This is a genomic window from Paenibacillus jepli (genome assembly GCF_047238105.1).
GTDB lineage: Bacteria > Bacillota > Bacilli > Paenibacillales > Paenibacillaceae > Paenibacillus_D.
The window spans coordinates 4,349,910-4,375,602 of sequence record NZ_JBDFMD010000001.1; the positions used below are offsets into that span (position 1 = coordinate 4,349,910).

At 53.5% G+C, this 25,693-nt stretch carries 25 protein-coding genes; 22 read left to right on the forward strand and 3 right to left on the reverse strand.

Annotation, left to right across the window (positions count from 1 at the left end; genetic code table 11):
- The first annotated feature begins 6 nt into the window (after positions 1 to 6).
- From ABC336_RS18820 to csrA, 11 genes are all read left to right on the forward strand, one after another.
- Positions 7 to 870, forward strand: coding sequence for a ComF family protein (locus tag ABC336_RS18820; RefSeq protein ID WP_413240100.1), 864 nt, complete (start codon positions 7 to 9; stop codon positions 868 to 870).
- Between the two features lie 270 nt (positions 871 to 1,140).
- Positions 1,141 to 2,442, forward strand: a complete 1,302-nt coding sequence (locus ABC336_RS18825; protein ID WP_413240101.1) for a TraB/GumN family protein — start codon at positions 1,141 to 1,143, stop codon at positions 2,440 to 2,442.
- 272 nt (positions 2,443 to 2,714) lie between these two features.
- Positions 2,715 to 3,731 carry an NADP-dependent oxidoreductase gene (locus tag ABC336_RS18830; RefSeq protein ID WP_413240102.1) on the forward strand — a complete coding sequence of 339 codons (1,017 nt, stop codon included), beginning with the start codon at positions 2,715 to 2,717 and terminating at the stop codon, positions 3,729 to 3,731.
- A gap of 85 nt (positions 3,732 to 3,816) precedes the next feature.
- Positions 3,817 to 4,224, forward strand: coding sequence for a TIGR03826 family flagellar region protein (locus ABC336_RS18835; protein ID WP_413240103.1), 408 nt, complete (start codon positions 3,817 to 3,819; stop codon positions 4,222 to 4,224).
- 215 nt (positions 4,225 to 4,439) lie between these two features.
- Positions 4,440 to 4,703, forward strand: a complete 264-nt coding sequence (flgM, locus tag ABC336_RS18840; protein ID WP_413240104.1) for a flagellar biosynthesis anti-sigma factor FlgM — start codon at positions 4,440 to 4,442, stop codon at positions 4,701 to 4,703.
- A 24-nt stretch (positions 4,704 to 4,727) separates the two neighbouring features.
- Positions 4,728 to 5,231: a flagellar protein FlgN gene (locus tag ABC336_RS18845; protein WP_413240105.1), complete on the forward strand. Its 504-nt coding sequence runs from the start codon at positions 4,728 to 4,730 to the stop codon at positions 5,229 to 5,231.
- Between the two features lie 18 nt (positions 5,232 to 5,249).
- A complete protein-coding gene (gene flgK / locus ABC336_RS18850) occupies positions 5,250 to 6,806 on the forward strand; it encodes a flagellar hook-associated protein FlgK (protein ID WP_413240106.1) in 1,557 nt (518 codons plus the stop codon).
- Between the two features lie 22 nt (positions 6,807 to 6,828).
- The gene (gene flgL, locus ABC336_RS18855) at positions 6,829 to 7,779 is read left to right on the forward strand and encodes a flagellar hook-associated protein FlgL (RefSeq protein ID WP_413240107.1); all 951 of its coding nucleotides are present in this window, start codon (positions 6,829 to 6,831) and stop codon (positions 7,777 to 7,779) included.
- Positions 7,780 to 7,793: 14 nt separating this feature from the next.
- A complete protein-coding gene (locus tag ABC336_RS18860) occupies positions 7,794 to 8,360 on the forward strand; it encodes a DUF6470 family protein (protein WP_413240108.1) in 567 nt (188 codons plus the stop codon).
- A gap of 111 nt (positions 8,361 to 8,471) precedes the next feature.
- Positions 8,472 to 8,912, forward strand: coding sequence for a flagellar assembly protein FliW (fliW, locus tag ABC336_RS18865; RefSeq protein WP_413240109.1), 441 nt, complete (start codon positions 8,472 to 8,474; stop codon positions 8,910 to 8,912).
- Between the two features lie 12 nt (positions 8,913 to 8,924).
- Positions 8,925 to 9,164 carry a carbon storage regulator CsrA gene (csrA, locus tag ABC336_RS18870; protein ID WP_413240110.1) on the forward strand — a complete coding sequence of 80 codons (240 nt, stop codon included), beginning with the start codon at positions 8,925 to 8,927 and terminating at the stop codon, positions 9,162 to 9,164.
- 42 nt (positions 9,165 to 9,206) lie between these two features.
- Here the strand turns inward: csrA and fliB are convergent, their stop codons facing one another.
- Positions 9,207 to 10,451: a flagellin lysine-N-methylase gene (fliB, locus tag ABC336_RS18875; RefSeq protein WP_413240111.1), complete on the reverse strand. Its 1,245-nt coding sequence runs from the start codon at positions 10,449 to 10,451 to the stop codon at positions 9,207 to 9,209.
- A gap of 222 nt (positions 10,452 to 10,673) precedes the next feature.
- Between fliB and ABC336_RS18880 the strand changes: the two genes are divergently transcribed.
- The 9 genes from ABC336_RS18880 to hpf all read left to right on the forward strand — a co-directional run bounded on the left by ABC336_RS18880 (position 10,674) and on the right by hpf (position 19,016).
- Positions 10,674 to 12,338 carry a flagellin N-terminal helical domain-containing protein gene (locus ABC336_RS18880; protein WP_413240112.1) on the forward strand — a complete coding sequence of 555 codons (1,665 nt, stop codon included), beginning with the start codon at positions 10,674 to 10,676 and terminating at the stop codon, positions 12,336 to 12,338.
- Positions 12,339 to 12,431: 93 nt separating this feature from the next.
- Positions 12,432 to 12,626: a YjfB family protein gene (locus ABC336_RS18885; protein WP_413240113.1), complete on the forward strand. Its 195-nt coding sequence runs from the start codon at positions 12,432 to 12,434 to the stop codon at positions 12,624 to 12,626.
- Positions 12,627 to 12,780: 154 nt separating this feature from the next.
- The gene (locus ABC336_RS18890; protein ID WP_413240114.1) at positions 12,781 to 13,191 is read left to right on the forward strand and encodes a flagellar protein FlaG; all 411 of its coding nucleotides are present in this window, start codon (positions 12,781 to 12,783) and stop codon (positions 13,189 to 13,191) included.
- A gap of 33 nt (positions 13,192 to 13,224) precedes the next feature.
- On the forward strand, positions 13,225 to 15,090 hold the full coding sequence (gene fliD / locus ABC336_RS18895) for a flagellar filament capping protein FliD (protein ID WP_413242560.1): 1,866 nt from the start codon (positions 13,225 to 13,227) through the stop codon (positions 15,088 to 15,090).
- Positions 15,091 to 15,096: 6 nt separating this feature from the next.
- A complete protein-coding gene (fliS, locus tag ABC336_RS18900) occupies positions 15,097 to 15,534 on the forward strand; it encodes a flagellar export chaperone FliS (RefSeq protein ID WP_413240115.1) in 438 nt (145 codons plus the stop codon).
- Positions 15,494 to 15,835: a flagellar protein FliT gene (locus ABC336_RS18905; protein WP_413240116.1), complete on the forward strand. Its 342-nt coding sequence runs from the start codon at positions 15,494 to 15,496 to the stop codon at positions 15,833 to 15,835. The genes fliS and ABC336_RS18905 overlap by 41 nt, the downstream gene beginning before the upstream one ends.
- A 250-nt stretch (positions 15,836 to 16,085) precedes the next feature.
- Positions 16,086 to 16,283, forward strand: a complete 198-nt coding sequence (locus tag ABC336_RS18910; RefSeq protein WP_413240117.1) for a cold shock domain-containing protein — start codon at positions 16,086 to 16,088, stop codon at positions 16,281 to 16,283.
- A gap of 160 nt (positions 16,284 to 16,443) precedes the next feature.
- Positions 16,444 to 18,150, forward strand: coding sequence for an SWIM zinc finger family protein (locus tag ABC336_RS18915; protein WP_413240118.1), 1,707 nt, complete (start codon positions 16,444 to 16,446; stop codon positions 18,148 to 18,150).
- 311 nt (positions 18,151 to 18,461) lie between these two features.
- Positions 18,462 to 19,016: a ribosome hibernation-promoting factor, HPF/YfiA family gene (gene hpf, locus ABC336_RS18920; RefSeq protein ID WP_413240119.1), complete on the forward strand. Its 555-nt coding sequence runs from the start codon at positions 18,462 to 18,464 to the stop codon at positions 19,014 to 19,016.
- Positions 19,017 to 19,276: 260 nt separating this feature from the next.
- Here the strand turns inward: hpf and ABC336_RS18925 are convergent, their stop codons facing one another.
- The gene (locus ABC336_RS18925; RefSeq protein ID WP_413240120.1) at positions 19,277 to 20,716 is read right to left on the reverse strand and encodes an RNA-guided endonuclease InsQ/TnpB family protein; all 1,440 of its coding nucleotides are present in this window, start codon (positions 20,714 to 20,716) and stop codon (positions 19,277 to 19,279) included.
- Positions 20,717 to 20,906: 190 nt separating this feature from the next.
- Here ABC336_RS18925 and secA point away from each other — a divergent pair, with 190 nt between their 5' ends.
- Positions 20,907 to 23,411 carry a preprotein translocase subunit SecA gene (gene secA / locus ABC336_RS18930; RefSeq protein WP_413240121.1) on the forward strand — a complete coding sequence of 835 codons (2,505 nt, stop codon included), beginning with the start codon at positions 20,907 to 20,909 and terminating at the stop codon, positions 23,409 to 23,411.
- A gap of 27 nt (positions 23,412 to 23,438) precedes the next feature.
- Positions 23,439 to 24,549 (forward strand): peptide chain release factor 2 gene (gene prfB / locus ABC336_RS18935; RefSeq protein WP_413240122.1). Its coding sequence is split into 2 segments (ribosomal slippage): positions 23,439 to 23,510 and positions 23,512 to 24,549, totalling 1,110 coding nucleotides; the frame shifts between segments, so codons are not numbered across the junction.
- Between the two features lie 188 nt (positions 24,550 to 24,737).
- Here the strand turns inward: prfB and ABC336_RS18940 are convergent.
- Complete coding sequence (locus tag ABC336_RS18940; protein WP_413240123.1) at positions 24,738 to 25,532, reverse strand: helix-turn-helix transcriptional regulator; 795 nt, start codon at positions 25,530 to 25,532, stop codon at positions 24,738 to 24,740.
- Between the last annotated feature and the right edge of the window lie 161 nt (positions 25,533 to 25,693).

Sequence of the window (25,693 nt, forward strand, 5' to 3'; positions counted from 1 at the left end):
TATATAATGTCGCTATGGCATAAAAGTCTGCACCAGCGTGCAGTCGGCGGACTCAGACAGCTGATGTCGCTGCTGGCGCCGCAGTACCCCGCTTGTCTGGCGTGCGGCCGGCCGGTGCTCCCGGCTGCAGACAAGGGATCAGGCGCCGCCGGGGCTGACGGACCGCTTGCTGTGCGGGGACCGGTGAGCGAACAGCTCTGCCAGGGCTGCCTGCGTGCAGCTGCATGGATCCAGCCGCAGGAGATCTGCTGTCATGCTTGCGGCCGGGCGGAGCACTGCCTGGATTGTCCCGGGCGGCGGCATGGCCAGATCGTCTGGAACCGCAGCGCGGTCCGGTATACGCCCGTGATGCGGGAGTGGTTGGCCGCTTACAAATATCGCGGAGTGGAGACGGTGGAACCGCTGCTGCAGAGCATGCTCTGGCCGCTGTATGAGCTGTTGGCTGCACAGGAGGCGCAGCGCGGCAACACAGCTGCAAGCCCGTGGGACGTCGTGACGTATGTGCCGCTAAGCGCGGCCCGGCTCGAAGAGCGCGGCTTCAACCAAGCCCAGCGGCTGGCCGCCGGTCTGGCGGGCCGGTATCGGCTGCCGCTTGCTTCCCTGCTGGTGCGGACGCGAGACTCCGGCAGGCAGAGCCAAAAGGATCGGCAAGCGCGCATGCAAGCGATGGCTGGCCTGTTTGCACCAGTTGCAGGCTGTGCAGGCTACTTGCAGCATCTGCATGCTTCCGGCGGCAAACCATCGGTACGGATCCTGCTGGTGGATGACATCTATACGACCGGCAGTACGATGCATGCCTGCGCGGCGGCACTGCACGGCTGCGCTGAGGTGCCGCTGCAGATCGCTTCCCTGACGTGGGCCCGCTCCTGAAGTTGGCGTCATGGTCTGCTATCGGTCAAGATGTTGATTCTGCAAGTCCGCTCCCGGTTAATAGTGTACCGAATGGAAAGTCAGGATAGGATCGCCAATTTACCGTGGAGATTTAGCCGCCCATACATAGCCGTTCACAGCCTACCTGTGTATAGCCACCCCCGTGCATAATACGTGAGCCGTATCCGTTTTGGTTGACCGGCACCCCGGTGCTTTTCAGGCCTGGATGTCTTCACAAATACATCTGTTGTAAAGGAGACTGCTGCATTCATGAAAAAACTTACTTTGCTATGTTTGTCCCTTGTATTACTACTCTCGATGGTGGGGGCGGTAGCTGCGCAGGAGCGGCCGATCTCGCTCTGGTATGGCGAGACCCAGGTTGAGCTGGGAGAGAGCCAGCCGGTTATCCAAGACGGCACGACTCTGGTGCCTGTCAAGGCGCTTTTCGAACAAATGGACCTGGAGCTGGCCTGGGATGCCGCCACCAAGACGGTCTCTGGCGCAAGCGACACAGTATCGATCTCCCTGCAGCTTGGGGCTGCCCAAGCAACTGTTAACGGAGCTGCAGTGAATCTGCCCGTTGCGGCAACCAGCCTGAACAATGTGACGTATGTACCGGTGCGGGCACTGGGCGAAGCTGTCGGTTATCGTGTCCTGTGGAATGCGGAGCAGCGGACGATCCAGCTCCTGGACGGCTCCGAGCCGGCCCCGACGCCTGTGCCTGAGGAAGAACCGGAAGCCGGCGAAGGCAGCCAAGGCTTCCTCTGGAAGGTAGAGGACACTGACAGCACAGTCTACCTGCTGGGTTCCATCCATGTCGCCAATGAATCGATGTATCCGCTGCGCTCCGAGATCGAAGAGGCGTTCGCCGCTTCCGACTTCCTGGGTGTGGAGCTGGATATCGCGATGGAGGACAGCGAAGAGATGGAGCAGCTGACCATGGAATTGGCCATGTACTCGGACGGTTCGACGCTGAAGGATCATATCTCTGCCGAGACGTATGCCGCACTTGGCGAGATCCTTGAGGAGCAAGGTCTGCCGGCTGATGCGTTCGACATGTTCAAGCCTTGGATGGTCGCGACGACGATCGAATATCTGCAGATTGGCGAAGCCGGATATGATGGCGATATGGGCATCGATATGTATTTCTTGAACCAGGCCAAAGCGAACGGCATGCCGATCCTTGAGTTGGAGAGCGCCGCCCTGCAGCTGAACATGTTCAACGACTTCTCCGATGAGCTGCAGCTTGCCCTGCTGGAGGGTGCGATCGCTGCTCACAACCAAGGCCCGGATGAGAATGCACAGTTCATGATCGACCATATGATCCAGATGTGGATCGATGGTGATCAGGAGCTGCTGGGCGAACTGACAGAAGGCTTCAACTATAGCGAAGAGTACAACAAGGCGATGCTGACGGACCGCAATATCGGCATGGTCGACAAGATCAAAGAATACCTGGCTGACGAAGACGGCAACACGTACTTTATCGTCGTGGGTGCCGCTCACATGCTCGGTCCAGACGGGATTGTCCCGCTGCTGCGCGAGCAGGGGTATAATGTAGTTCAGCTTTAGAACGAGCGAGTAAGCGAGGCGTTCCGTAGGTTCCAGTATGTTCTGGGGATCACCGGGGCGCCTGTTTTTTCTCCAACGAACCTTTATTCCCTTACAGCGCCCCGGCCGCCCATGCCGCACGCTCCAACACTTTTTTTGCATGAGTAACCTGTGTGAAACGAGCTTTAAGCGGGTAAGAGTACTAATGTGTTTCTTTTACCAATCGGTGCTCGCGTCTCTCCTGCCTGCCTAACCGCAGCGGATCCATCCCCTAATAGAAGGAGCGATTACATATGTCTGCAACCATGAACCGAAAATTTATCCTGACCAGCAGGCCGCACGGCATGCCTACGGAGGAACAGTTCCGCATCGTCGAAGAACCGATCCCGGCAGCCGCCGAAGAAGAAATCGTCGTCCGCAGTCTGTATATCTCGGTTGATCCGTATATGCGCGGCCGGATGAATGAGGGGCCGTCTTATACCGCTGCCTTCGAGGTGGGCAGTGTCATCAGCGGCGGCGCCGTCGGGCAAGTGGTCTCCTCGCGAAGCAGCAAACTCCGCGAAGGCGACATCGTCAGCGGCATGTGGGGGTGGCAGGAATACGCTGCCGTATCTGCAGAGCATGTGCAGCGGATTGATCCGGATCAGGCGCCGGTCTCGACCGCCCTGGGCATCCTGGGGATGCCTGGTCTGACGGCGTACTTTGGACTTCTGGATATCGGCAGACCGGAGCCCGGCGAGACTGTCGTCGTCTCTGGCGCAGCGGGCGCGGTCGGTTCGGTCGTCGGCCAGATCGCCAAGCTCAAAGGCTGCCGCGTCGTCGGGATCGCCGGAAGCCAGGACAAGCTGGCCTATCTGAAGGATGAGCTGGGCTTCGATGCGGTAGTCAACTACAAGTCGGACGCCTTCGACTCCGAGCTGAAGCAGGCTTGCCCGGATGGCGTCGATGTCTACTTCGACAACGTCGGCGGTTCTGTATCGGATGCGGTTATCGCGCTGCTCAATAAGGGCGCCCGCATCCCGCTCTGCGGCCAGATCTCGCTGTACAATCTGGAGAAGCCTGATGAGGGGCCGCGCATCCAGCCGCAGCTGCTGACGAAGCGGGCGCTTATCCAGGGCTTCATCGTCGGCGACTATGCCGAGCAGTTCCCCGAGGCGGTCGTCCAGCTCGCCCGCTGGCTGCAAGCGGACAAGCTCAGCTACACGGAGACGGTGCTGGAGGGCTTCGAGAAGCTGCCGCAGGCGTTCCTCGGCCTGTTCGAGGGCAGCAATACCGGCAAGCTGCTGGTGCGTACCGGCGAGGTGGAGTGACTACCCCGAAAAAATGGATGAAAAATCTCGCTCTTTCCGGTAAACTAGTAGGTAAGATTGGATGAGACTGGAAGGAGATCGCGCCATGAATCTGGGTAATTGTCCTCGCTGCGGCAGACTGTATGCCGTTAATTTTCGTGAAGTCTGCCCTAGCTGCATCAAAGAGATCGACAAGGAGTATGAAAGCTGTGCGAGCTATTTGAGGGAGAACCGCGGCTGCGGGATCCAGGAGCTCTCCGAAGAGACCGGCGTGTCTTATCGGCAGATCACCAAGTTCATCCGCGAGGGACGGATCTCGCTTATCGATGCGCCTAACCTGGCTTATCCTTGCGAGATGTGCGGCAGCTTCATCCGCGAGGGGCATATGTGCAACGATTGCCGCGCCAAGCTCATAAAAGATTTCGGCTCCGCCAGTGAGGCTGCGGCATCGGCTGCCGAGCAGCAGAGACATCAGGCCGCCTACAAGATCAGCGACAAGACGCGCAAGGAATAGTCTGCCAAGCGGCATAGCTATAAACTTTCTCACAAGGGTTGCCGATATTACTTATAGAGGTTGTTCAAAAAGTCTGCTTTTGATCACGAAGTGATTCAAAGAAGCGGATTCGACATTTTTGAACTCGGACTGCTATAGTAATCATCGGCCCTGTTTATTTATAGGCATAATAATTGGGCCGCCGGGCCACGTCATAGGATTAGAGGTGAAGTACGATGAAAGTCAATGAGCCTAACCGCATCGCCGGGCTTCAACAATACAACTCGAACAGGGGACAGCGTACGGAACAGACGGAAGCTGTCAAGCGCAAGGATCAAGTCACCATTTCTTCGGAGGCGAAGGAGCTGTTGGAATCGAATCGGATCAATCAGGCAGGTCGGGCCGAGCAACTGAGTCAGTTGAAGCAAGCCGTCTCCTCTGGCACTTATCATGTCGAGGCCGGCAAGATCGCCGAGAAGCTGCTTCCTTACCTGAAGTAAGCCCCCCAGAGGAGAGAGAACACGATGAATGAACCGCTCCAAGTCGTCATGGATACGCTTCAACAGTTGACCGGTCTGCACCGCCAGCTGTCCGAGCTCGGCAAGACCAAGCGCGAGGCGCTCGGCAGCGGGGATACGGACACGGTTGCCGCAGTCGCCAGCCGCGAGAGCCGGCTGCTGCTGCAGATCACGGAGCTGGACAAGCAGCGTCTGCTGGCGGTTGGTCAATATGTCGCCCGTCAAGGCTATGCGCCGACGGGATCGTTCCGGATGGAGCAGCTCATCCAGATGGTGTACAAGGCGGAGGAGAAGCAAGCGCTCCGGGAGGCTTGCGTTCAGCTGAATGAAGCGCTGCTCGAGCTTCAGGAGATCAACGAGTTCAACCAGCAGATGATCCGGCTGAATCTGGAGTACGTCTCCTATTCCATCGACCTGATCGCCGGGCCGCCCGAGGAGGATGCGACCTACCATCGCTCCTTGCAGGCCGAGGGCTTCAAGCGGTTCAGTCAGTTTGATACAAGAGCATAGAGAAGAGGTGCAGCACAAGTGAGATCTACCTTCCATGGACTTGAAGTCGCCAAGCGCTCGCTGTTTACACAGCAGGCTGCATTGAATACGACCGGGCACAATATTGCCAATGCCAACACACGCGGCTATACCCGCCAAGTGGTGAACATGGTTGCCGCCAAGCCAATCGAAGCGTTCGGGATGAACCGGACGACGATCCCGGGCCAGACCGGGATGGGCGTCGAGTTCAGTTCGATCACGCGGATCCGCGAGAAGTTCCTCGACGATCAGTTCCGCAACGAGAACAAATCGTTCGGCAACTATGCAATCCAGCAGGATACGCTGGAGAAGCTGGAGAAGATTGTGAATGAGCCTTCGGATACAGGTATCCGCACCGTTATTGAAGCGTTTTTCAACTCCTGGTCTGATCTTAGCAAGGCGCCAGAGAATGCCGATGGCCGCAAGATCGTCCGAGAGCAGGCGCTTGCGCTGACGGATGCGTTTAATCATACGGCCAAGTCGCTGCAGGATCTGAAAGACGACCTGACGGAGAACGTTAACATTAAGACGCAGCAGATCAACTCGATCCTGCGTAATGTCGCCCAGCTCAACGGTGAAATCCAACGGATTGAAGGGCTTGGCGACAATGCTAATGACCTGCGTGACCAACGCGACCTCATTACAGATGAGCTGTCGCAGATGATCAATGTACGGGTTACTGAGGGAGCGGACGGCTATCAAATTATGATGGGCGGCGTCGAGCTGGTGAACGGTCAGGCTGTGCAGGAGCTGGATCCGGCAGCGATGGAGGCATTCTTTGCATCTGGTGACCTGAATAGCGGCGAAGTGTACGGGATGATTCACTCGCGTGATCATTATGTCCAGGGCTATATTGATGATCTGAACACACTTGTGGACAAGCTGGCTAACGGCGACATGGAAGTCACACTTCCTGCAGGCTCTGTCCTTCCTGAGGGTACGACGCTGAATGGAGTTGTCTATGCAGGCGCGGCACGTACCCTAGCTGAGGACACAACAGTCACCGTGAAGGGGCTTAACGGTCTGCATCAGCTGGGCTATAACTTCTCTTCAGAGCCAGGAGGCTTGCCATTCTTCACCAATGCCGACGGCAGTACGGAGAATATCACTGCGATCTCTATTACTTTGAACCGTGAGCTATCGGATAACCCGACCAAGATTGCAACGTCGATGCGGATTGTCGATCAGGATGGGGAGGAGACGGTAGTGCGGGGAAACAATTCCCTGGCGTTGCTTTTTTCCCAGGCGCGTGACTCCCGGATCAACTTCGGTACAGAGGCTGATCCGGATCTGGCGACCGTGGATTCTTATTTCCGCTCCGTCGTCGGCCAACTCGGGGTGCAGGCCCAAGAGGCCAATCGTCAGCTGGCCAACTCCAAGACATTGGTTGACCAGGTCGATTCTCGCAGGCAGTCAGTGAGCGGCGTATCGCTCGACGAAGAGATGGCCAATCTGATCAAATTCCAGCATGCGTACAATGCCGCTGCACGGAACATGACGATGATCGATGAAACGTTAAACAAAGTTATTAACGGCATGGGTATTGTAGGTCGTTAGTCATTAGGGGAGTGAATCATAAATGTCCTTACGCGTAACCCAATCGATGATGAGCGCGCAGCTCCTGCGCAACGTCTCCAACAACCTCGGCCGTATGAATACCCTGCAGAACCAGCTCTCCACCGGCAAGCGGATCAACGCGCCGTCGGACGATCCGGTCGGTCTGACCTTCGCCATGCGCTACCGCAGCGAGATCTCGGCCAACGACCAGTACATCCGCAACGTCGACTCCGCCAAGTCGAGTCTGAATTATACGGATATGGCATTGTCTCAGGTAGGGGACGTGCTGCATCGCGTCAGGGAGTTGATGGTTAAAGGTGCCGACGGTTCGTTGCCGCAGACAGGATACGATGCGATCAAGCTGGAGATCGACGAGTTGTACAACCAGCTAGTCGAGATCGGCAACAGCAAGTTCAATGGCAAGTATGTGTTCAACGGCGAGCAGACCGAGACTGCGCCGTATCCGACGACGACACTGGGCAACTCGGATCCAGATGCTGTCAAGGCTTATCAGGTCGCGACCGATAACCAACAGATCAAATACGAATTGGCCCCTGGCATGGTATTGGCTGTGAATATTACGGGTAATGACGTCTTCGGATTGCCTGTCGATGAGAGCGCGGGACCTGACACCGAGAGCGATAACATGTTCCATGTACTCCGGCAAGTCTCGGAGGCTCTGGGCAGCGGGGATGCCAGTGAAGTATCATCGCTATTGGGCAAGATGGACAGTCGGATCAATACGCTGTTGGAGCAGCGTGCCGAGATCGGCGCCCGCAGCAATCGCGTCTCCCTGGTAGAGGGCCGTCTGGAGGATATCAGCGTCAACCTGACTTCCATCAAGTCCAAGACCGAGGATGCGGATCTGGCCATGGTTATTACTAACTTGAAGATGGAAGAGAATGTATACCAAGCTTCTCTGTCAGCGGGCGCCAAGCTCATCACGCCAAGCCTGGTAGACTTCCTGAGATAAAGAGGGGCTGACCGATGAACATCCCGCAAGTCCAAATTCAACAGATTCCCGCCAAGCTGGGTATGGACATTGAGCCAGGCAGACAGGATCTGCAGCAGCCGCGTGCAACGATGGAGATGGAGCAGATTCGTCCGGAGCTGAGTATTCAGACTCGGATGGGATATTTCGAGATCGACCAGGAGCGGGCGTGGGATGCGCTGGCTTTGGGCAACAACCTGCAGACAATGAACAAGATCTATGGCATGGCGTCGAACATGGCGATGCAGGGCTTGGCAAGAATCGTAGAGAAGGGCAACCAGATGGCTGCGATTCACCGAGGCGGCAATGCTATTGCCGAGCTGGCTATGGATTGGCGGCGCACGTTTCCAGAGTTTGATTTTCGCGGTGAAGCTTCCGTCCTGAACGTAGATATGGTGTTTCGACCGGGCCACTTCTCCATTGATGTGCAAGATGGCCGGGTTGATCTGAAGGTCAGTGTCAATCCGCCGGTGCACAACTATGAGCGCGGACGAGTGAACCTTTATATGGAGCAATACGGCAGCGTGCAGATCACGCCGCCTGTAATTGAAGCTCAGTTGTAGTCATGGATAATGGGTATTCTTGCAAGCTATAGACTGATGGTGTATACCTATTAGTATACCGGTCTATAGCTTTTCTTTTTCTACCACGGAAGGATAGAGGGTGTACACAAAGTGAAAGTAACCACATCAAAAATCGGAGAAGTTGAAATTCCCGAAGAAGCCACCGTTTGTTTTCCCCAAGGGATTCCCGGGTTTGAAGAACTTCACACCTTTGCTTTTCTCGATATCGGTGAAGGCGTGCCGTTCAAGCTGATGCAATCGCTGGAGGACAAGGATATTTCGTTCTATGTGTGCGATCCATTTGTATTCTATCAGAGTTATGAATGGACGTTGCCGGCGTCGGCGCAGGAGGAGTTGGAACTGGAGAGCAGCTCGGATCTGCAGGTCTGGTCGATTGTTACTGTTGCGTCAGAGTTGAAGCACTCGACGATTAATCTGTTGGCCCCGGTCCTTATCAATCAGTCGAAGCGACTGGGCAAGCAGCATATCCTGCAGGAGGGCAACTACACGTCTCGTCAACCGCTGATGCCCGCCGAAGCCGCGGCAGAATAGGAGGCGAAGCGAATGTTGGTGTTATCCCGCAAGTTAAATGAGTCGATCATGATTGGCAACAAAATCGAGCTGATCGTGTTGGGGACAGAGGGCGATACGGTCAAGCTGGGCATCCGGGCGCCGAGGGACGTGGAAATCTATCGCAAGGAAATCTACGATACGATTCAGGCCTCTAACCGCGAAGCGGCTTCAGCGACTATCACATTGCAGCAATTGAAGGGAATGTTGGGAGATTCATCTCCAAAAGAGTAAAGAAATAAGCGCTCACCCCCGTCAAAGGGGAGAGCGCTTGTTTTAGTTTTTGATGAGGATGGCCATGTATGGGGTGGAGGTGTAGCCGCTGTCCTTCAGCAAGCTGAGCAGGCGACGCAGCACCAATGGATTATGCTCAAACATTTTGGAGTAAGACTGAATTACTTTCACAGCATGGTCGGTGGTCAGTTCCTTATGGAAGGCACCTACTCCAATGAGCAAGAGTTTGATCAGGGAGTAGTGGACGACCATCATGACATAGTTATCATATAGACTGGTCGGAGTCACGAATGGAAACAAATTTTTGAATACGTAATTAACTAAATAATTTTCAAAGATATACTCATGTTCCTCGTTAAAAGGCTTGAAGTATGCTTTGTAAGCTTCATTATATTTTTCTGGTACTCCTGAAAGCTCCTCACCGGTAACATATCCGAGGCCTTTCATCATTTCTGCATAACTTTCTAAGAAACGTTTGTTTGAAATGCCGATTTTGAACCTCGCGTCTACAATCTCTTTTAATAGCTCCAACTGCATCGTTTGTTTGGCGGGAACGGCCGCTAGATCATCACGGAGCGTACCTTCTTCAATGATATTGCTATAAGAAGTAATCATACCGGGAATTTGATCCACTGCCTTAGATTCCTCTAAACTGCTTGCTTTTTGATAAAACATACCGAGCAGGATTAGTCGGTCGCTCAAACTGTAGTTTCGGTTTTGCAGCACTTGAATCGTGAAGATACGAAGCTCCCACAAATATTTCTTTGCCGAAGCATCCAAGCTCTTATCGGATGTATCCAGCGAGGGAATTCTACCATATCGTGTACCCGACGGCTCGACAATCTCATCAAAATCGATGCCGTTCGGATTAAGCAAAGCCAATCTTGCAATTTCCGGGCAGGAGACGGTAGCGGCGCGCTCCAATACGCCATTGACATTCTGTGTCGTACGGGGATAGGTGGCGCAAGTATTAGAAAGGTATTCCTCACCGAGCTTGAGCTGGATGCTGCACAGCTTCTCTTCGTTTAACATTGGACAACTGCCGTCTTTCTCCATTTTGATTTTGGCAAAATTTTGTTGCGAGGGTGTTGAACGGTTACGCGTCACCCGTTTTTGCAGCTGAAATGTCATCTCGGCATCGCGAACCTGTCTATATTTCTTGTACGTATCTTCGTCGATGGTTACTTTCCAGCCCACACAACAGCTATCTTCACAGGAAGAACCGATGCAAGCAAATTGCTGCATGTAATGAGGGACAAGGGTGATTGGGGTACTTCGGCGTTTCATGGATGCAATCTCCTCTCAGACCTAAAGACTCTATTACTTAATATCGGTCACTGACGGCATATAGAAGAGAGAAAATTCACAAAAAAATTTTTGATCGAGCTATTCACTTTCTAAATGGAATGACGATAAATATAGTAGCTTGGGAAATAGGGCGGCCGACCTATTTTTCATAAGCTTCCGCAAGGATGCGGGAACTCGACCATTTCAAGGAGGAAATTAATCATGCGTATTAATCACAACATTGCGGCACTGAATACTCATCGTCAATTGTCGCACAACACTGCTCAATCCAGCAAAGCGCTGGAGAAACTGTCTTCTGGTCTTCGTATCAACCGTGCAGGTGACGACGCCGCTGGCCTCGCGATTTCCGAGAAAATGCGCGCCCAGATCCGCGGTCTGGACATGGCTCAAAAGAACGCGCAAGACAGCATCTCCCTGATCCAAACTGCTGAAGGTGCAATGAACGAAGTTCACAGCATCCTGCAGCGTATGCGTGAGCTGGCTGTTCAGTCGTCTAACGACACGAACACGCTGAGCGACCGTCAAGAGCTCCAAAAAGAAATCAACCAGTTGACTTCCGAGATCAACCGCGTTGGTAACACTACAGAGTTCAATACCAAAAAGTTGCTTAACGGCGACCTTTCCTCTGCAGTTGCAAGTGGCGCAGCCACTACAACAGTAACTGTTAAAGACGCTGATATTACTCCTAACTATGCAGTAGGTGTTACATCTACTGATGGTGCCGGAGCTGCTCCTGTACTTTACAACGGCGAGACTGCTGGACAAATCAATCTTACAGACGTTGATGGCTCGCCAATCAAGTGGTCTGATGCTACTGATGGTACAATTACAATCGGCAAGGATTCGGACGGCAACCTCACAGTAACTATTGCTGGTGTTACTGATGGGACTAATGAACTTAATTCTGCAGATGTAGTTGCTCCAACATTTACAGACGGTTTCTTTGAATACAATTCCCACGGCCTGAGCTTTAAAATTTCTGAAGAAGACTTTAATGCTATGGCAGACGATAGCAATATTGAAGTAAACTTGAAAGAGCTTGCTGATGAGACGCTGCCGACTTCTGGTGCTATTAGCCTTCAAAGTGACTATACTGTAACTACATTGACTAACAAGGCAAACGTATTTGACAACTTCAAGATCACAGGTGCCGAAGCTTTGGAAGGTGCTGCCTCCGTTGAAATTTCGGTATCCGGTGCTGAGCTTACTGTAGTCATCAAAGATGCTGACGGAAATGCTTTGTCGACAGACACCATTAAAGATATTGCAGCAGGTACTAAGTATAACGAGCATGGAATTTCGTTTGAAATTAATGCTTCATATGATGCTGCGGATGATTTTACTCTGAATCCTATCACCCTGGAAACAGAATCAGTCACTACTCAACCAACTGTTGACCAGTCTCTGACGTTCCAAATTGGCGCTAACCAAAATCAAACGATGTCTCTTGGTATCGAAGATGTTCGTGCTAATGCACTGGGTATCACTGGAACAGCTGGCCAAGCCGGTTTCTCTGCAGCCAATAATGTTACAGATGGAACTAACAACACTGTCAAAGAAGCTGCTCTTGATATCACAACTGCTGCTGGTGCCGCTAATGCAATCCAGGTATTTGACAATGCAATCAGTCAAGTATCGAGCGAGCGTTCCAAGCTGGGTGCTGTTCAAAACCGTCTGGAGCACACAATCAACAACCTGGGAACTTCCTCCGAGAACCTGACTGCTGCTGAGTCCCGGATCCGCGACGTTGACATGGCGAAAGAAATGATGGAGTTCACCAAGAACAACATCCTTACTCAAGCTGCGCAAGCGATGCTGGCTCAAGCGAACCAACAGCCGCAAGGCGTACTGCAATTGCTCCGTTAATACCGGAAGCATGGCTTACAAAAAAGACTCTGGGTTTTCCAGAGTCTTTTTTCTTCTCAACAAAACGCATATGTAAAGGAAGGTGAATTCACGTTGGACATAGCAGCATTGTCAATTGCAATGAATCAATCCAGCATCAAGCAGTTCGCAACGATAGCGACGATGAAGATGGCGATGAATACAGCCAATGTCAACGCAGAAGGTACAATAGATATGCTTAATCAGATGCAGGCAATGGCCCAGTCTGTACAGCCTCATCTAGGTTCTAGCATAGATATCAAGGTGTGATTTTCAAATGTAACTTAAATTTTAGACTATACTATTCTTGCAGAGGTCGTTCCTTAGGTGACGAACCTCTTTTTTTGCTTCCGACTAACAAATTTTGTAGGGGAGACCGATATAAAGAGTAGTCAAAAATGTCGGTTAGAGGGGCGAGTGTTCAATGAGTAGTCATATGTCGGTGCCGGGCAGCGGCAATTCCATCATCACTGATGGTTCCGCCGAATTGATTGGAAAATCCAAATCGCAACCGTCCATCACGGACCATACGATTGCCACGATTCCATCCTCCATTAACAACATGTCAGACCTCAAACGTGCGGAGCTCCGTGGAGAACGGTATACAGTAAGCGATGAGCAGATTGTCAAAGGGATCGAGCGAGCGATCAAGGCGATGCAAGGCAAAGCGACCAACTTGGAGTTTTCTATCCATGAGAAGACAAAAGCGATCAATGTCAAGGTGAAGGACGCGGAAACCGGGGATACGATTCGTGAGATTCCACCGGAGAAGATCCTTGATTTTGTGGCCAATCTATGGGAGATGGCTGGACTGTTCGTAGATGAGAAACGATAGTATGCTTCACGAAAGGAGTTATGGCAAGTGGGAATGAGAATTAGCGGACTTGCGTCCGGCATGAACACGGATGAAATCGTAGCCAAGCTGATGAGCGCAAGTCGTATACCGATGGACAAGCTGAAGCAGCAGAAGCAATTGCTGGAGTGGAAGCGTGACGATTATCGGAATCTGAATGTGAAGCTGATGGCGTTTCGCGATGCGGCATTTAACATGCGTCTTGAGGGCAGCCACATGGTCAAGAAAGCTTCAAGCTCCAATGAGGCAGCCGTTTCTGTAACGGGTACGGGTACGGCAAATGACGGACGATATCAAATCGAAATCAATAAACTGGCAACAGCGGCTTCCATCTCTTCGGATGACCCATTGGGAGCACAGCAAGGACTGAATACCCGCTTGATCGACATAGGGCTGGTAAAGGATGCTAAGCTTAAAATTGGCGGCGCCAAGGGAACAAGCGAGATTACTGTTACCCCTAATATGACGATTGCACAGCTGATTGGACAGGTTAACAATGAATCGGTTAAAAACGGGGTAAAAGTTTCTTATGATGAGAATATGGACAGATTGTTCTTTACTTCTAGCCAGACCGGCCAGAATTCGAATGTGACGCTGCGTATGGAAAGTACGGACCCAGATAGTACAGCTGACCTTCTAGCCTCAGTTTTTAAATTTGATACCACAGGTAGTAACGCACAAATTTTGCAAGGCGATGTTGATTTTGATTCAAAAACTGCTCTTATCGACAGTACTATAAACTCAGTGGACAAGCTTTCTATCTCCGTTGGTTCGCCAAGTAAAGTCTATGATTTCGGTATTACTAAAAACACCACAATTGGTGATTTTATTAACTCCGTGAATGCTTCCCTGTCCAAAGAAGGGATCTCGGCTGATCTGGTAGATGGCAAGCTTGTTATGTATAATGCCCAAGGAAAGGATATAAACTTTAGCAGCTTCCCGGTCGATGGCGTTTTGGAAAAGCTTGGATTGGATGCAACTCCAATACCGGTGGCGGATACGGCTTCTACCCTATCCATCAGAGGAGCTAATGCTGAAGTGAAGTTCAATGGGATTCCCTCCGAATATGAGTCCAACACATTCACCATCTTAGGGATGAACTTTACTGCCAAACAGGAGAATACCGGACCAATTGACATCATTGTCACTCACGACGTAGAAGCGGCTTTTAACAACATCAAAGCGTTCGTGGATAAGTATAACGAAATGATCGATGAAGTTAATGGTAAAATCTCGGAACGGAAATATCGTGACTTTCCACCACTTACCGATGAACAGCGAAAAGAGATGAGCGAAGACGATATAAAACGTTGGGAAGAGCGTGCCAAGAGTGGCATGCTGGCTAGCGATTCACTACTCTCAAAGGGGATTAGTGACCTTCGAGCAATTATGTACAGCACAGTCTCGGGACTGATGGATGGTCAATTGAACAGTCTCTCCCAGATTGGTATTTCCAGCACGATTGTTCAAGGCAAATCGGTATCAGGAAGTTATCTTGATAAAGGCAAGCTTTACATTGATGAGACCAAGCTGAAACAAGCACTTACAGAACGTCCTGAGGAAGTACTGCAGTTGTTCCGTAATACTGGTGAAGACTCGGAATCCGGTGGAAACGACGGAATCGCTATTAAGCTTCATAAGCAGGTTAGCAATCTTCTCGACAATATAACTGCCAAAGCTGGAGCAACCGGTATGGTCAATGATCAATTCATGATGGGCAAGGAAATGAATCGCCACGATGAACGGATCGACCGCTTGACCCGCCGGTTGGAAGATCTGGAAGCCCGCTATTATAAACAATTTGCAGCAATGGAGACCTATTTGAACCGGATGAACGCGCAGAGCGCGTGGCTGGCACAGCAATTTTCAACAGGAGGGTAACTGACGATGCAGCTACAGCAACGGAACAAATATTTGGAGACGACGGTACAAACCGCAAGCCCGGCTCAGCTCTTGATCATGCTCTATGACGGAGCGATCCGCTCTTGCCGTGCAGCAATAGCTGCGATTGGGGCTGGACAAATCGCCGAGACGAACACGCATCTGCAAAAAGTCCAAGCCATTATCGATGAGTTCATCATTACTCTTGACCAATCTTCGCCGATGGCACCAAGCCTGATGCAGCTGTATGATTATTTTAAGACCCGTCTTACCGAGGCCAACATAACCAAAACCGCCGAACCAGCGGAAGAGGTACTGGGTTACCTAGTCGAAATGAAAGAAACCTGGATCCAGGCCGCCAAGGCTATCAATCAGGCGCAGGGAGCGCCGGCAGGAGCACAGTATGGAAGCTACAATCCTTCTACTCACACAACTGTCGTCTAACCTGGTCAGCCGCCTGGCGTCGGTGGGGATGGATGAGATGACAGATTATATGCGCGAGCGGGACGCCATCTTCGTCCAGTTGCAGCAGATGCGTCCGACTCCGGCAGAAGCCGCGGAGCTGCGTCCCGCAGTAGAGCAGATTTTGGCGATGGACGCATTAATCGTCACCCGTATGCATGTGTTGCGGAGCGAAGCCCAAGCCGAGATGGATAAACTCTCGAATGGCCGCACTGCGAAAAGCACTTACGAAGACAGTTACGCAGCGGACCAGGAAAGCTTTTTCTTCGATACGAAACGCTGAGTTTTCCCCATTCTCTCGCACGCTGAAGAGGATGGGAATTTTCTTTTCTTATACATCATTCCGACGTCAAGCGACAAAAACCTCCAAAAGTCCCCAAGGCTTCAACCCAGAACCCGCGAACCCTTACACACTATGGTATAAAACGCTTTCAGATAAGAATTGACAATCCTGTGTCGATGGGGTATATTTTGTTTGTGGGCTTCATAAAATGAACTCTCACAGCTATTTGAAGATGAAGGGAATGTTCTGAATGCAAGGTAAAGTAAAATGGTTTAACGCAGAGAAGGGCTATGGCTTTATCGAAACTGAAGAGGGCGGCGACGTATTTGTTCATTTCTCCGCGATCCAATCCGAAGGTTTCAAAACCCTCGAAGAAGGTCAATCCGTAGAATTTGACATCGTCGAAGGCGCTCGTGGCCCACAAGCTGCTAACGTAGTCAAATCATAATCTTCCGGCTGAGAAGCTGCAAGAATAGCTGGCATTAGCGAGTTCTAATTGCTGGACATGACACCCTCGGGGCGACCCCGGGGGTTTTTTTGTATTATGGCAGCAGTAGGGTCGAGTCCAGGGAGGCAGGCCACTTTTTGAAGCTTAGAGGGGATACGCTATGAAACTAATGATCGAAGGATTTTGGGCTGGTGCTGATCCGGCGGTGATAGCCCGGGGGAGGGATCTGGCAGCCGGAGGAGCTGTGACATCCATCGAGAGGGTGGAGGATGGATATTATGAGGCAGAGGTGGCGGGGACCGATTGGTATGACGTCACTGTCGAATTGAAGGAAAACGGTCAGGTGAGAGATGCCTATTGCGATTGTCCCTATGATTACGGCCCCATCTGCAAGCATATCGTAGCCGTCCTCATCAAACTGCAGGAGCGACAAGCCGCCCTTGAAGGCCCTGTCCACCGATCGAATGACGGAGCGAAAAACACCCTGGCGGAGTTGCTGCGGCAGCAAAGCAAGGAGAAGCTGGAGGAGCTGTTGCTGTACCTCGCTCAGGAATCCGTACAGACCCGTGAAGTGATCCGGCTGCGGCTCGCACGTTCAGAGGATGCGCAAGAGCTGGAGATCGCACGCAATCTCATCCGCTCCTCGGTCCGGCATGTGCAGGATCGTCGCGGGTACGTGGATTGGCGGCAAGCCGGGCATGCCATCAGTGGGATCCAGGAAGTGTTGGGTCAAGCCAGGGAGCTTCGGATGGATTGGGAGCTTACGCGGGCGGCAAAGCTTGATCTGCTGTGTATTGAGGAAGCGATCGACATGATGGAATATGTAGACGATTCCAATGGGGTTGTCGGCGGGCCGGTAGAGGAAGCGTTGGCAGAGATCGTCTTAATTGCCGAGTCGGTTGATGATTCGCCCCATGGCGGAGATGACCGCAAGACAATCCTCGCCTTTTGCATGGAAGAGGTCATCAAGGATGGCTATGACGATTGGACGGAATGGCAGCTGGTCCTTCTGGAGAGTATCGTCGAGATGGTCAGGACTCCGCAGGAGGCAGAAGCGGTTGAAGCACTCTTGCAAAAGTTGGGAGAAGCTAAGACGACAAGCATGTGGAGCGGCACCTATTGGCATAGTGCTGTGGAGCAGCTGCGGCTCCGGTTGTTGCCGCTCAGCGGGCACGGGGAGGACGAGGCTAGCTTCATTCAGAGCCGACTTCATCTGACAGAGTTTCGCGAGATGGCCATTGAACGGGCACTCCAAGCAGGCGACCTGGAAGCTGCGCTGCGTTATGCGCAGGAAGGCGAGCGGCAGGCTGAGGAGGAGGGCTTTGCCGGTCGAGTGACGCACTGGCTGGAACAGCAATATCAAGTTTATTATCTCATGGAAGATCTGGCGAAGCAGCGGAAGATCGGTGAGCGGCTGTTGCTGGCCGGACATTATTCTCCTTACTATGAAGGATTGAAACAGACGTATCTCGCCGATGAATGGAAGCGGGTCGTCCCGGGACTGTTGGCCCAGGCGAAGAATGGCAGATACGGGGTGTATACAAGACTGCTTGTGGACGAGGCGCAATGGGGAGAATTGCTGGATCACGTGAAGCAATTCCCGGATCAGATCATGAGCTATTGCCGGCATCTCATCGGGTATGCGAGAGCCGATACGATTGGATTAATGGGGGCTTATATCGAACGAGCGGCCGCCCGTGCATCCAAACGTAGAGATTATGCGGAGGTGGCAGGTCTGATCATCACGTTGAGAGGTCTGGGCGAGCCGTTGGCGGCACAACAGATGGTGCAGCGGCTGTTGGAGGCTTACCCCCGCAAACCGGCATTTCGCGAAGAATTGCTCAGATATGATTATTTGCCCGGATGAGAGGTTAATGACAAAGACCAGCTTGTTGAAAAAGCGCCGATGGGTGCGGAATCGATTCTGGAGAAGCGCAGCGTTCGCCTTTGTTCCCGGATTTCCCCCCTTAAAAGGGGTCCAAAATTCAAGAAATCTGGGAACAACAGCGATCGGAAGAACGATCCGTTACCTTGAGGCTTTATTTTTCAACAGTCTGAAAGACACCAATAACAGCTGAGCCTTCCGCTCAGCTTTTAGACACATTCCGGTGTGACTTTCTTCTTTTGAAGCAAGGGTCGGAATGTGTTACAATTGTAAATATCAAAGGAGGAGTGCCCATGCAGTACAACATTCGTGGCAAAAACATTCCTGTTACTGACGCCCTTCGCGATCATGTGGAGAAGAAGCTGAGCAAGCTGGACCGCTACTTCGAGGAGCCGCTGAACGCCGAAGCCACTGTGACCTTATCGGTGACACGCAACCGGCAGAGCGTCGAGGTCACGATCCCGCTGACGGGGCTGATGCTCCGGGCTGAGGACAAGAATGACGATATGTATGCGGCGGTTGACCTTGTTGTGGACAAGCTGGAACGCCAGATCCGCAAGCACAAGACCAAGCTGAACCGGAAGTTCCGTCAGGAGGGCAGCATCAAGTCGCTGTTCAAGGATGAGGCGGAGAGCGGTACGGTGTCTGTGGCTTTGGAGGAAGACGAAGAGCTGGAAGTTGTCCGGACCAAGAAATTCACGCTCAAGCCCATGGATGTTGAAGAGGCGATACTCCAGATGAACCTGGTCGGACACACCTTCTTCATGTTCGCCAATGTGGACACCCAGGAAGTCAATGTCGTGTACAAACGCGGCGACGGCAAGTACGGACTGATCGAACAAGGCTGATCTCCAGATCAGCGCTGAGGAACCGGACCTTTGGGGTCCGGTTTTCTGTATATGAACGGCTCCTTTGAAGGTTCGCGCTTCGCACATGTTTGCCTGACTGGTGTCAAAGATGCAACAGTTGGCCTTCCCGGAACGTCTATATTGTTGGAAATCGGCACGCTTAGATTGCGGGAGACTGGACAAACTGTTACAATTTAGGGATGAATACTCCCGCCACTTACCGATGCTGTCGCTCGGCTGAAGTGGGGGTTTCAGATGTATCAGCCTGGTTTCCTCAGGATGCTTAACACCTGTGGGGTTGACACGTTGACGGATTGGTTACCATCCAACCCCTCTATCCCATCCGCGCGTTTGGCTCGTACGTTTGGGAATACTTTGCGCAGGATATTAGCTGCTCCGTTCACATCGGCATGAATTATGCCAATCGGGCTCACATACAGTCCACGGTGGATTCGCTTGCCGGAGAATGTACAGGTGACCGCCTCACCCAAGCAGGGCAACGGATCGTAATCCAGGAAGCTAGCTTTTGACGTATAAGCTTCTTCGGTTACAATCACCATGATCCTCTGCGCTGCTGCCTTGTACTGAATCATCGAAATGAGTTGCCCGTGGGGAAGGTGACAGAATGACTGATTATTTCGCCGTCCCATGCCGGGTCCTTGCTTCCATCCTGCGTTATGACCGATCACGATGGTGCCGATGCGCGCCGCCACGGCCAGCCTGACGATGTGATGACTGGCTTTGTGAAACAGGTCTTTGATTCGGTGATGACGACGCAGGTGCAGGCGTTCCAATCGTTTGGACGTATGCTGGCCTTCTTGAGATTTTTTGCCCTGGCGGAGAATACCGGTATAGTGTGCTTTCAACTTATTGTAGTATTGATTGATCGATTTGACGATCCCGCCCTTCACGATCATCGGCTGCGCACCGGTTGTCGTAACGAGGGTTGCGAGATTGTCCACGCCCAAATCAATTGCCATGAGTAATGCAGATGGAGCGGCGACCGGTACCTGTTTTGGCACTTCCAGCGGACAAGCGAAGATCAGTTCGACCACATAGTTCCCATAACGAGGTACGCCACGCACCTGCATCAGCTTGCCGTTCTTACAACCCAGCTTGCCGATGTTCAGTTGCATCTTGGTTCGGGGAAACTTGAGGAACTTCCCCTCTTTGATGACGCATTCCTGATTGGAGAACACCACTTCCTTCACCTTGTTCCGAGCGTAGCCTGGAATTTTTGGCTTACCGGTGAATCGCTCCGGATGTTGACGGTACGCCTTCATACTGGCGAAAAAAGAGGCCCAGTTCTGGAACACCACCTTGAGGACGCCCTGGCTGCTCTGTGCAGGAAGCGCGCGGTAATCTGGCTGGTTCATCACTTTGAACAAGGCATCCAGGAAGGCATAGGATACAAAGGGTTGTTCAGGGGTAGGCAGTACAAAAGGATGGCAAGGATTCTTTGCGCTTCGACGTTCATTCATCGCATCCATATGCGCGCAGATCGTGTCCATTACTTGCCGTTGCAACGGCTGGCACGCCCCAGGAAGCCTCATGGAGGTAAACACTTGCCGGATATAAAAGTTAGCGGTATTATACAAATTATTAGCATGCCGGCAAGTTTCATCGAGGTAGGGAAATAACCGATGCCCGGGCTTGATCCACACTTGAAAGGTTCGATATTCAACTGTTGGCACGGACATGAGGTCACCAACCTCCTTTCGAAATGAGAACGTTTGTTCTTTTTTTATTATACCGTCGCAATGGAAAAAAGGAAAGAACATTTTGTGGGTTAGGCAAGAAGTCTCCGATTCACCTCGTCATTTGGGGAAGTGGGAGACCTCTCGGCGTAAGTTGATAGAGTCGAAACACGAAAGGGGCTTAACATAGACAATGCTCGGACTGGTGAAGAAATTATTCGGAGACGCCAATGACCGTGAGATCAAACGGCTCACGCGTACGGTAGAACAGATCAACAGCCTGGAACCGCAGTTTACCGGCCTCTCGGATGAACAGCTGCGAGCCAAGACCGAGGAGTTCAAAGCTCGGATCGAGAAGGGCGAGACGGTGGAGAAGATCCTCCCCGAGGCATTTGCCACCGCACGCGAAGCGTCCAAGCGGACGCTCGGCATGCGGCATTTTGACGTTCAGCTGATGGGCGGCATGGTGCTGCACGAAGGCAAGATCTCGGAGATGAAGACCGGTGAAGGTAAGACGCTGGTGGCGACGCTGGCCGTCTATCTCAATGCCCTCCTGGGCAAAGGCGTACACGTCATCACGGTCAATGATTATCTGGCTCAGCGCGATAGTCAGCTGATGGGCCAGCTGTATGAATTCCTCGGCTTGACGGTCGGCTGCAACCTGCACGGCCTCAGCCATGAGCAAAAGCAGCAGGCGTACGCTTGCGATATCACGTACGGGACGAACAATGAGTTCGGCTTCGACTATCTGCGCGACAACATGGTGCTGTACAAGGAACAGATGGTTCAGCGACCGCTCTATTTTGCCATCATCGACGAAGTGGACTCCATCCTGATCGATGAGGCGCGGACACCGCTGATCATCTCGGGCCAGGCGGCCAAGTCGACCGAGATGTATCATTCGGCAGACCGCTTCATGAGCAAGCTCAATAGCGAAGAGGACTACACGGTTGACGTGAAGCTCCGCACGGTCGCCCTGACGGAGAGTGGTGTTGAGAAAGCCGAGAAAGCCTTTGGCATCGAGAACCTGTTCGACCATGCCAACGTGCTGCTCAACCACCATATCCAGCAGGCGCTCAAGGCGCATGTCATCATGAAGCGCGACGTCGATTACGTCGTCCAGGATGATGAAGTCGTCATCGTCGACGAATTCACGGGACGTCTCATGTCCGGCCGCCGCTACAGCGACGGGCTGCACCAGGCGATCGAAGCCAAGGAGCAGATCAAGGTCCAGAACGAGAGCATGACGCTGGCGACGATCACATTCCAGAACTACTTCCGGATGTACCGCAAGCTGGCCGGCATGACCGGTACGGCGAAGACGGAGCAGGAGGAGTTCAGCAAGATCTACGGCCTTGACGTCGTCCAGATCCCGACCAACCGGACGATGATCCGCAACGACATCGCCGATGTCGTCTACAAGACCGAAGCCAGCAAGTTCAAGGCTGTCGTCGAGGAGATCGTCAGCCGGCACCAGAAGAGCCAGCCTGTGCTGGTCGGTACCGTCTCGATCGAGAATTCGGAGCGCCTATCCGAGCTGCTCAAGAAGAAGGGCGTCGCGCACAAGGTCCTCAATGCGAAATACCATGCCGAAGAGGCGGAGATCATCTCCCGTGCCGGTCAGAGCGGCGCTGTGACGATCGCGACCAATATGGCGGGCCGGGGTACGGATATCCTGCTTGGCGACGGCGTCGCCGATCTGGGCGGATTGCACATCATCGGTACGGAGCGGCATGAGTCCCGCCGGATCGACAACCAGCTGCGCGGTCGTGCCGGCCGTCAGGGCGACCCGGGCTCCTCGCAGTTCTACCTCTCGCTGGAGGATGAGCTGATGCGCCGCTTCGGCGCCGAGAATATCATGGGCATGATGGAGCGCATCGGCTTCGAAGAGGATCAGCCGATCGAGAGCCGCCTTATCAGCCGCGCCATCGAGTCCGCGCAGAAGCGCGTCGAGGGCAACAACTTCGACCTGCGGAAGGTCGTCCTGCAGTATGACGACGTCATGAACCAGCAGCGCGAGGTCATCTACAAGCAGCGCCGCGAGGTGCTCAATGCCGAGGATATCCGTCAGATCGTGCAGGAGATGATCGAGCCGGTCGTCGAGCGTATCGTCGCTGCTCACTGCCCGGCAGAGGAAGTGCCGGAGGATTGGGATCTGCAGGCGGTCGTCGATTATGCGCACGCCACGCTGCTGCCTGAGGGCTCCCTGACCAAGGACGATCTATGGGGCAAAGAGCAGGAAGAGATGCGGACGTTCATCATGGAGAAGGTGAATGCCCACTACAGTCAGCGCGAGGAAGAGATGGGCGCCGAGACGATGCGCGAGTTCGAGAAGGTCGTCGTGCTGCGTGCGGTCGACAGCAAATGGATGGACCACATCGACGCGATGGACCAGCTCCGTCAAGGTATCCATCTGCGGGCATACGGCGGTACGGACCCGCTGCGCGAGTACCAGTTTGAGGGCTTCGAGATGTTCAAGGAGATGGTCAACAGCATCCAGGAAGAAGTCACCAAGTACATCATGAAGGCCCATGTCGAGAGCAAGGTCGAGCGCAAGGCCGTCGCCGAGGGACAAGCGGTGGACAACAAGGCCGAGCCGGCCGCCAAGCGCCCGGTGAAGCGCGAGGAGCGCGTCGGCCGCAACGATCCGTGCCCATGCGGCAGCGGCAAGAAATACAAACAGTGCCACGGGGCATAAGATATTCCGGATGAGGTGGAAGATACGATGATCGATAGTTCCATAAAGCAGGATCTGCGCGAGATGGCCAAGAAACTCCAAAACCTTAGGGGGTCTCTTTGACTTAGATCTCAAACGCGAGCAGATCGACAACTACGAAGAAAAGATGACGGCCCCGGACTTCTGGGATGACAATGAGAAGGCGCAAGCCCTCATCGCCGAGCTGAATGGCGTCAAGTCGGTCGTGGAGAAGTATGAGAAGCTCCAGGCCGATCATGACGACCTGCAGATGATGCTGGAGCTGGTGGAGGCGGAGAACGACGAGGATATGGCGGGCGAGCTGGCCGAGAGCACGACAGCGCTGGTCAAAGCGGTCGAGGATTTTGAGCTGCAGCTGCTGCTTAATCAGCCGTACGACCGTCTGAATGCGATCGTCGAGCTGCATCCCGGCGCGGGCGGCACGGAGTCCCAGGATTGGGGCGAGATGCTGTACCGGATGTATACCCGGTGGGCGGAGAAGCGCGGCTTCAAGGTCGAGGTGCTGGACTATCTGGATGGCGACGAGGCGGGCATCAAGAGTGTGACGATGCTCATCAAAGGGTACAACGCGTACGGCTATCTGAAAGCGGAGAAAGGCGTGCACCGGCTGGTGCGGATCTCGCCGTTCGACGCTTCGGGGCGGCGGCATACGTCATTTGCCTCCTGCGACGTGATGCCGGAGATCGACGACGATATCGAGATCGAGATCCGTTCGGAGGATCTGAAGGTCGATACGTACCGCGCCAGCGGCGCCGGCGGCCAGCATATCAACAAGACGGAGTCGGCGATCCGGATCACGCATATGCCGTCCGGCATCGTCGTCTCCTGTCAGACGCAGCGCTCGCAGATCAAGAACCGCGAGCAGGCGATGAAGATGCTCCGCTCCAAGCTCTACGAGCGCAAGATCGAGGAACAGCAGAAGGAGCTGGCCGAGATCCGCGGCGAAGTGGCGGACAATGCCTGGGGCAGTCAGATTCGCTCGTATGTGTTCCATCCGTACAGTATGATCAAGGATCACCGGACGCAGGTCGAGACCGGCAACGTCGGCGCGGTCATGGACGGCGATCTCGACGCCTTCATCGACGGCTATCTGCGTAGTCAGATTAATACGGAGAGCTGATCGCTTCATATGTAAAATAGCCCAAGCGGCCCGGTAGACCCGGACACGCTTGGGCTATTTTGTTATGCCAGCATCTACACCCGCTGCGCAATGGTTTTGGCTAAGCGGTCATGTGCCTGGCCCCAAGTCAGCGTTCCGTGAGCCATAGCCAGCCTTCTGCTGCAAGGGCGTGGCTGTAGCAAACCAGATTACACATGGCCGCCCCGGTAATCGCCCGGCGCCTGGCCGGTCAGGCTGTGGAAGGCTTTGTAGAAGTTGGAGATGTTGGTAAAGCCGCAGTCGAGCGCGATGTCGATAACGGTCCGGTCCGTCTCCTCCAGCAGACGGATCGCCTGGCCGATCCGTCTGCGCTTGATGTACTGCGCCGGTCCGATGCCGTTCGTCTTGGTGAACGCCTTGGAGAACGCCGTCGGGCTCATATGGGCGATGGCCGCCAGCTCGTCAAGTGTGATCCGCCTGCCGTAATGCTCGTCGATATGGGACAATACGGCCGTCATCATCGGCGGGATTACGGGACGCGGCCCGGCAGGCAGGCCGAGGCGACGGGCGATGGCAGCCAGGATCTGGGCGGCGCAGGCGGCGACGACGACCCGGCTGTAGCCGTCGGGATCGCTGTCCTCCCGGTCGACCTGCGCGAGCAGTCCGGCAAGGTGGCTGTCGGCATGGAGGACGCGCGTGGTGTTCTCCGGGCCGGTGAACAGGTGCAGCAGGGCGGTGTCATAGAGGAAGCGCGGCTCCAGCTCCAGCGCGAGCAGCTCCAGACCGGCCTGATCGTCTATTCTGGCGAAGTGTCGTTTTTCCCCGTTTTTCAGCAGCACAATATCCTGAGGACCGACCGCTTCCACCTGACCTCCCATGTTCCAGTCGCCCCAGCCCTTGCGGATCCATGCGACCTTGAAGCGATGCGAGACAAAAGGCTTGCTGATCCTCCCGGGATAAAAGCTGTGGCGGTAGATTCGAACCGGCTGATTGACGTCTATCATCCGAGTGTGCACCTCCCAATAGCAAAAAAGCAGATACTTGCGACAAAAGAGAAGAAGCGTAACCCTGTGATCTTGCTTATGATGAAGTCATAACTACACTATAGCAGGTTGCAAAAAAGCATACCATGCCAAATGTAGAGCAACCTTGAAAGGGAGGAACC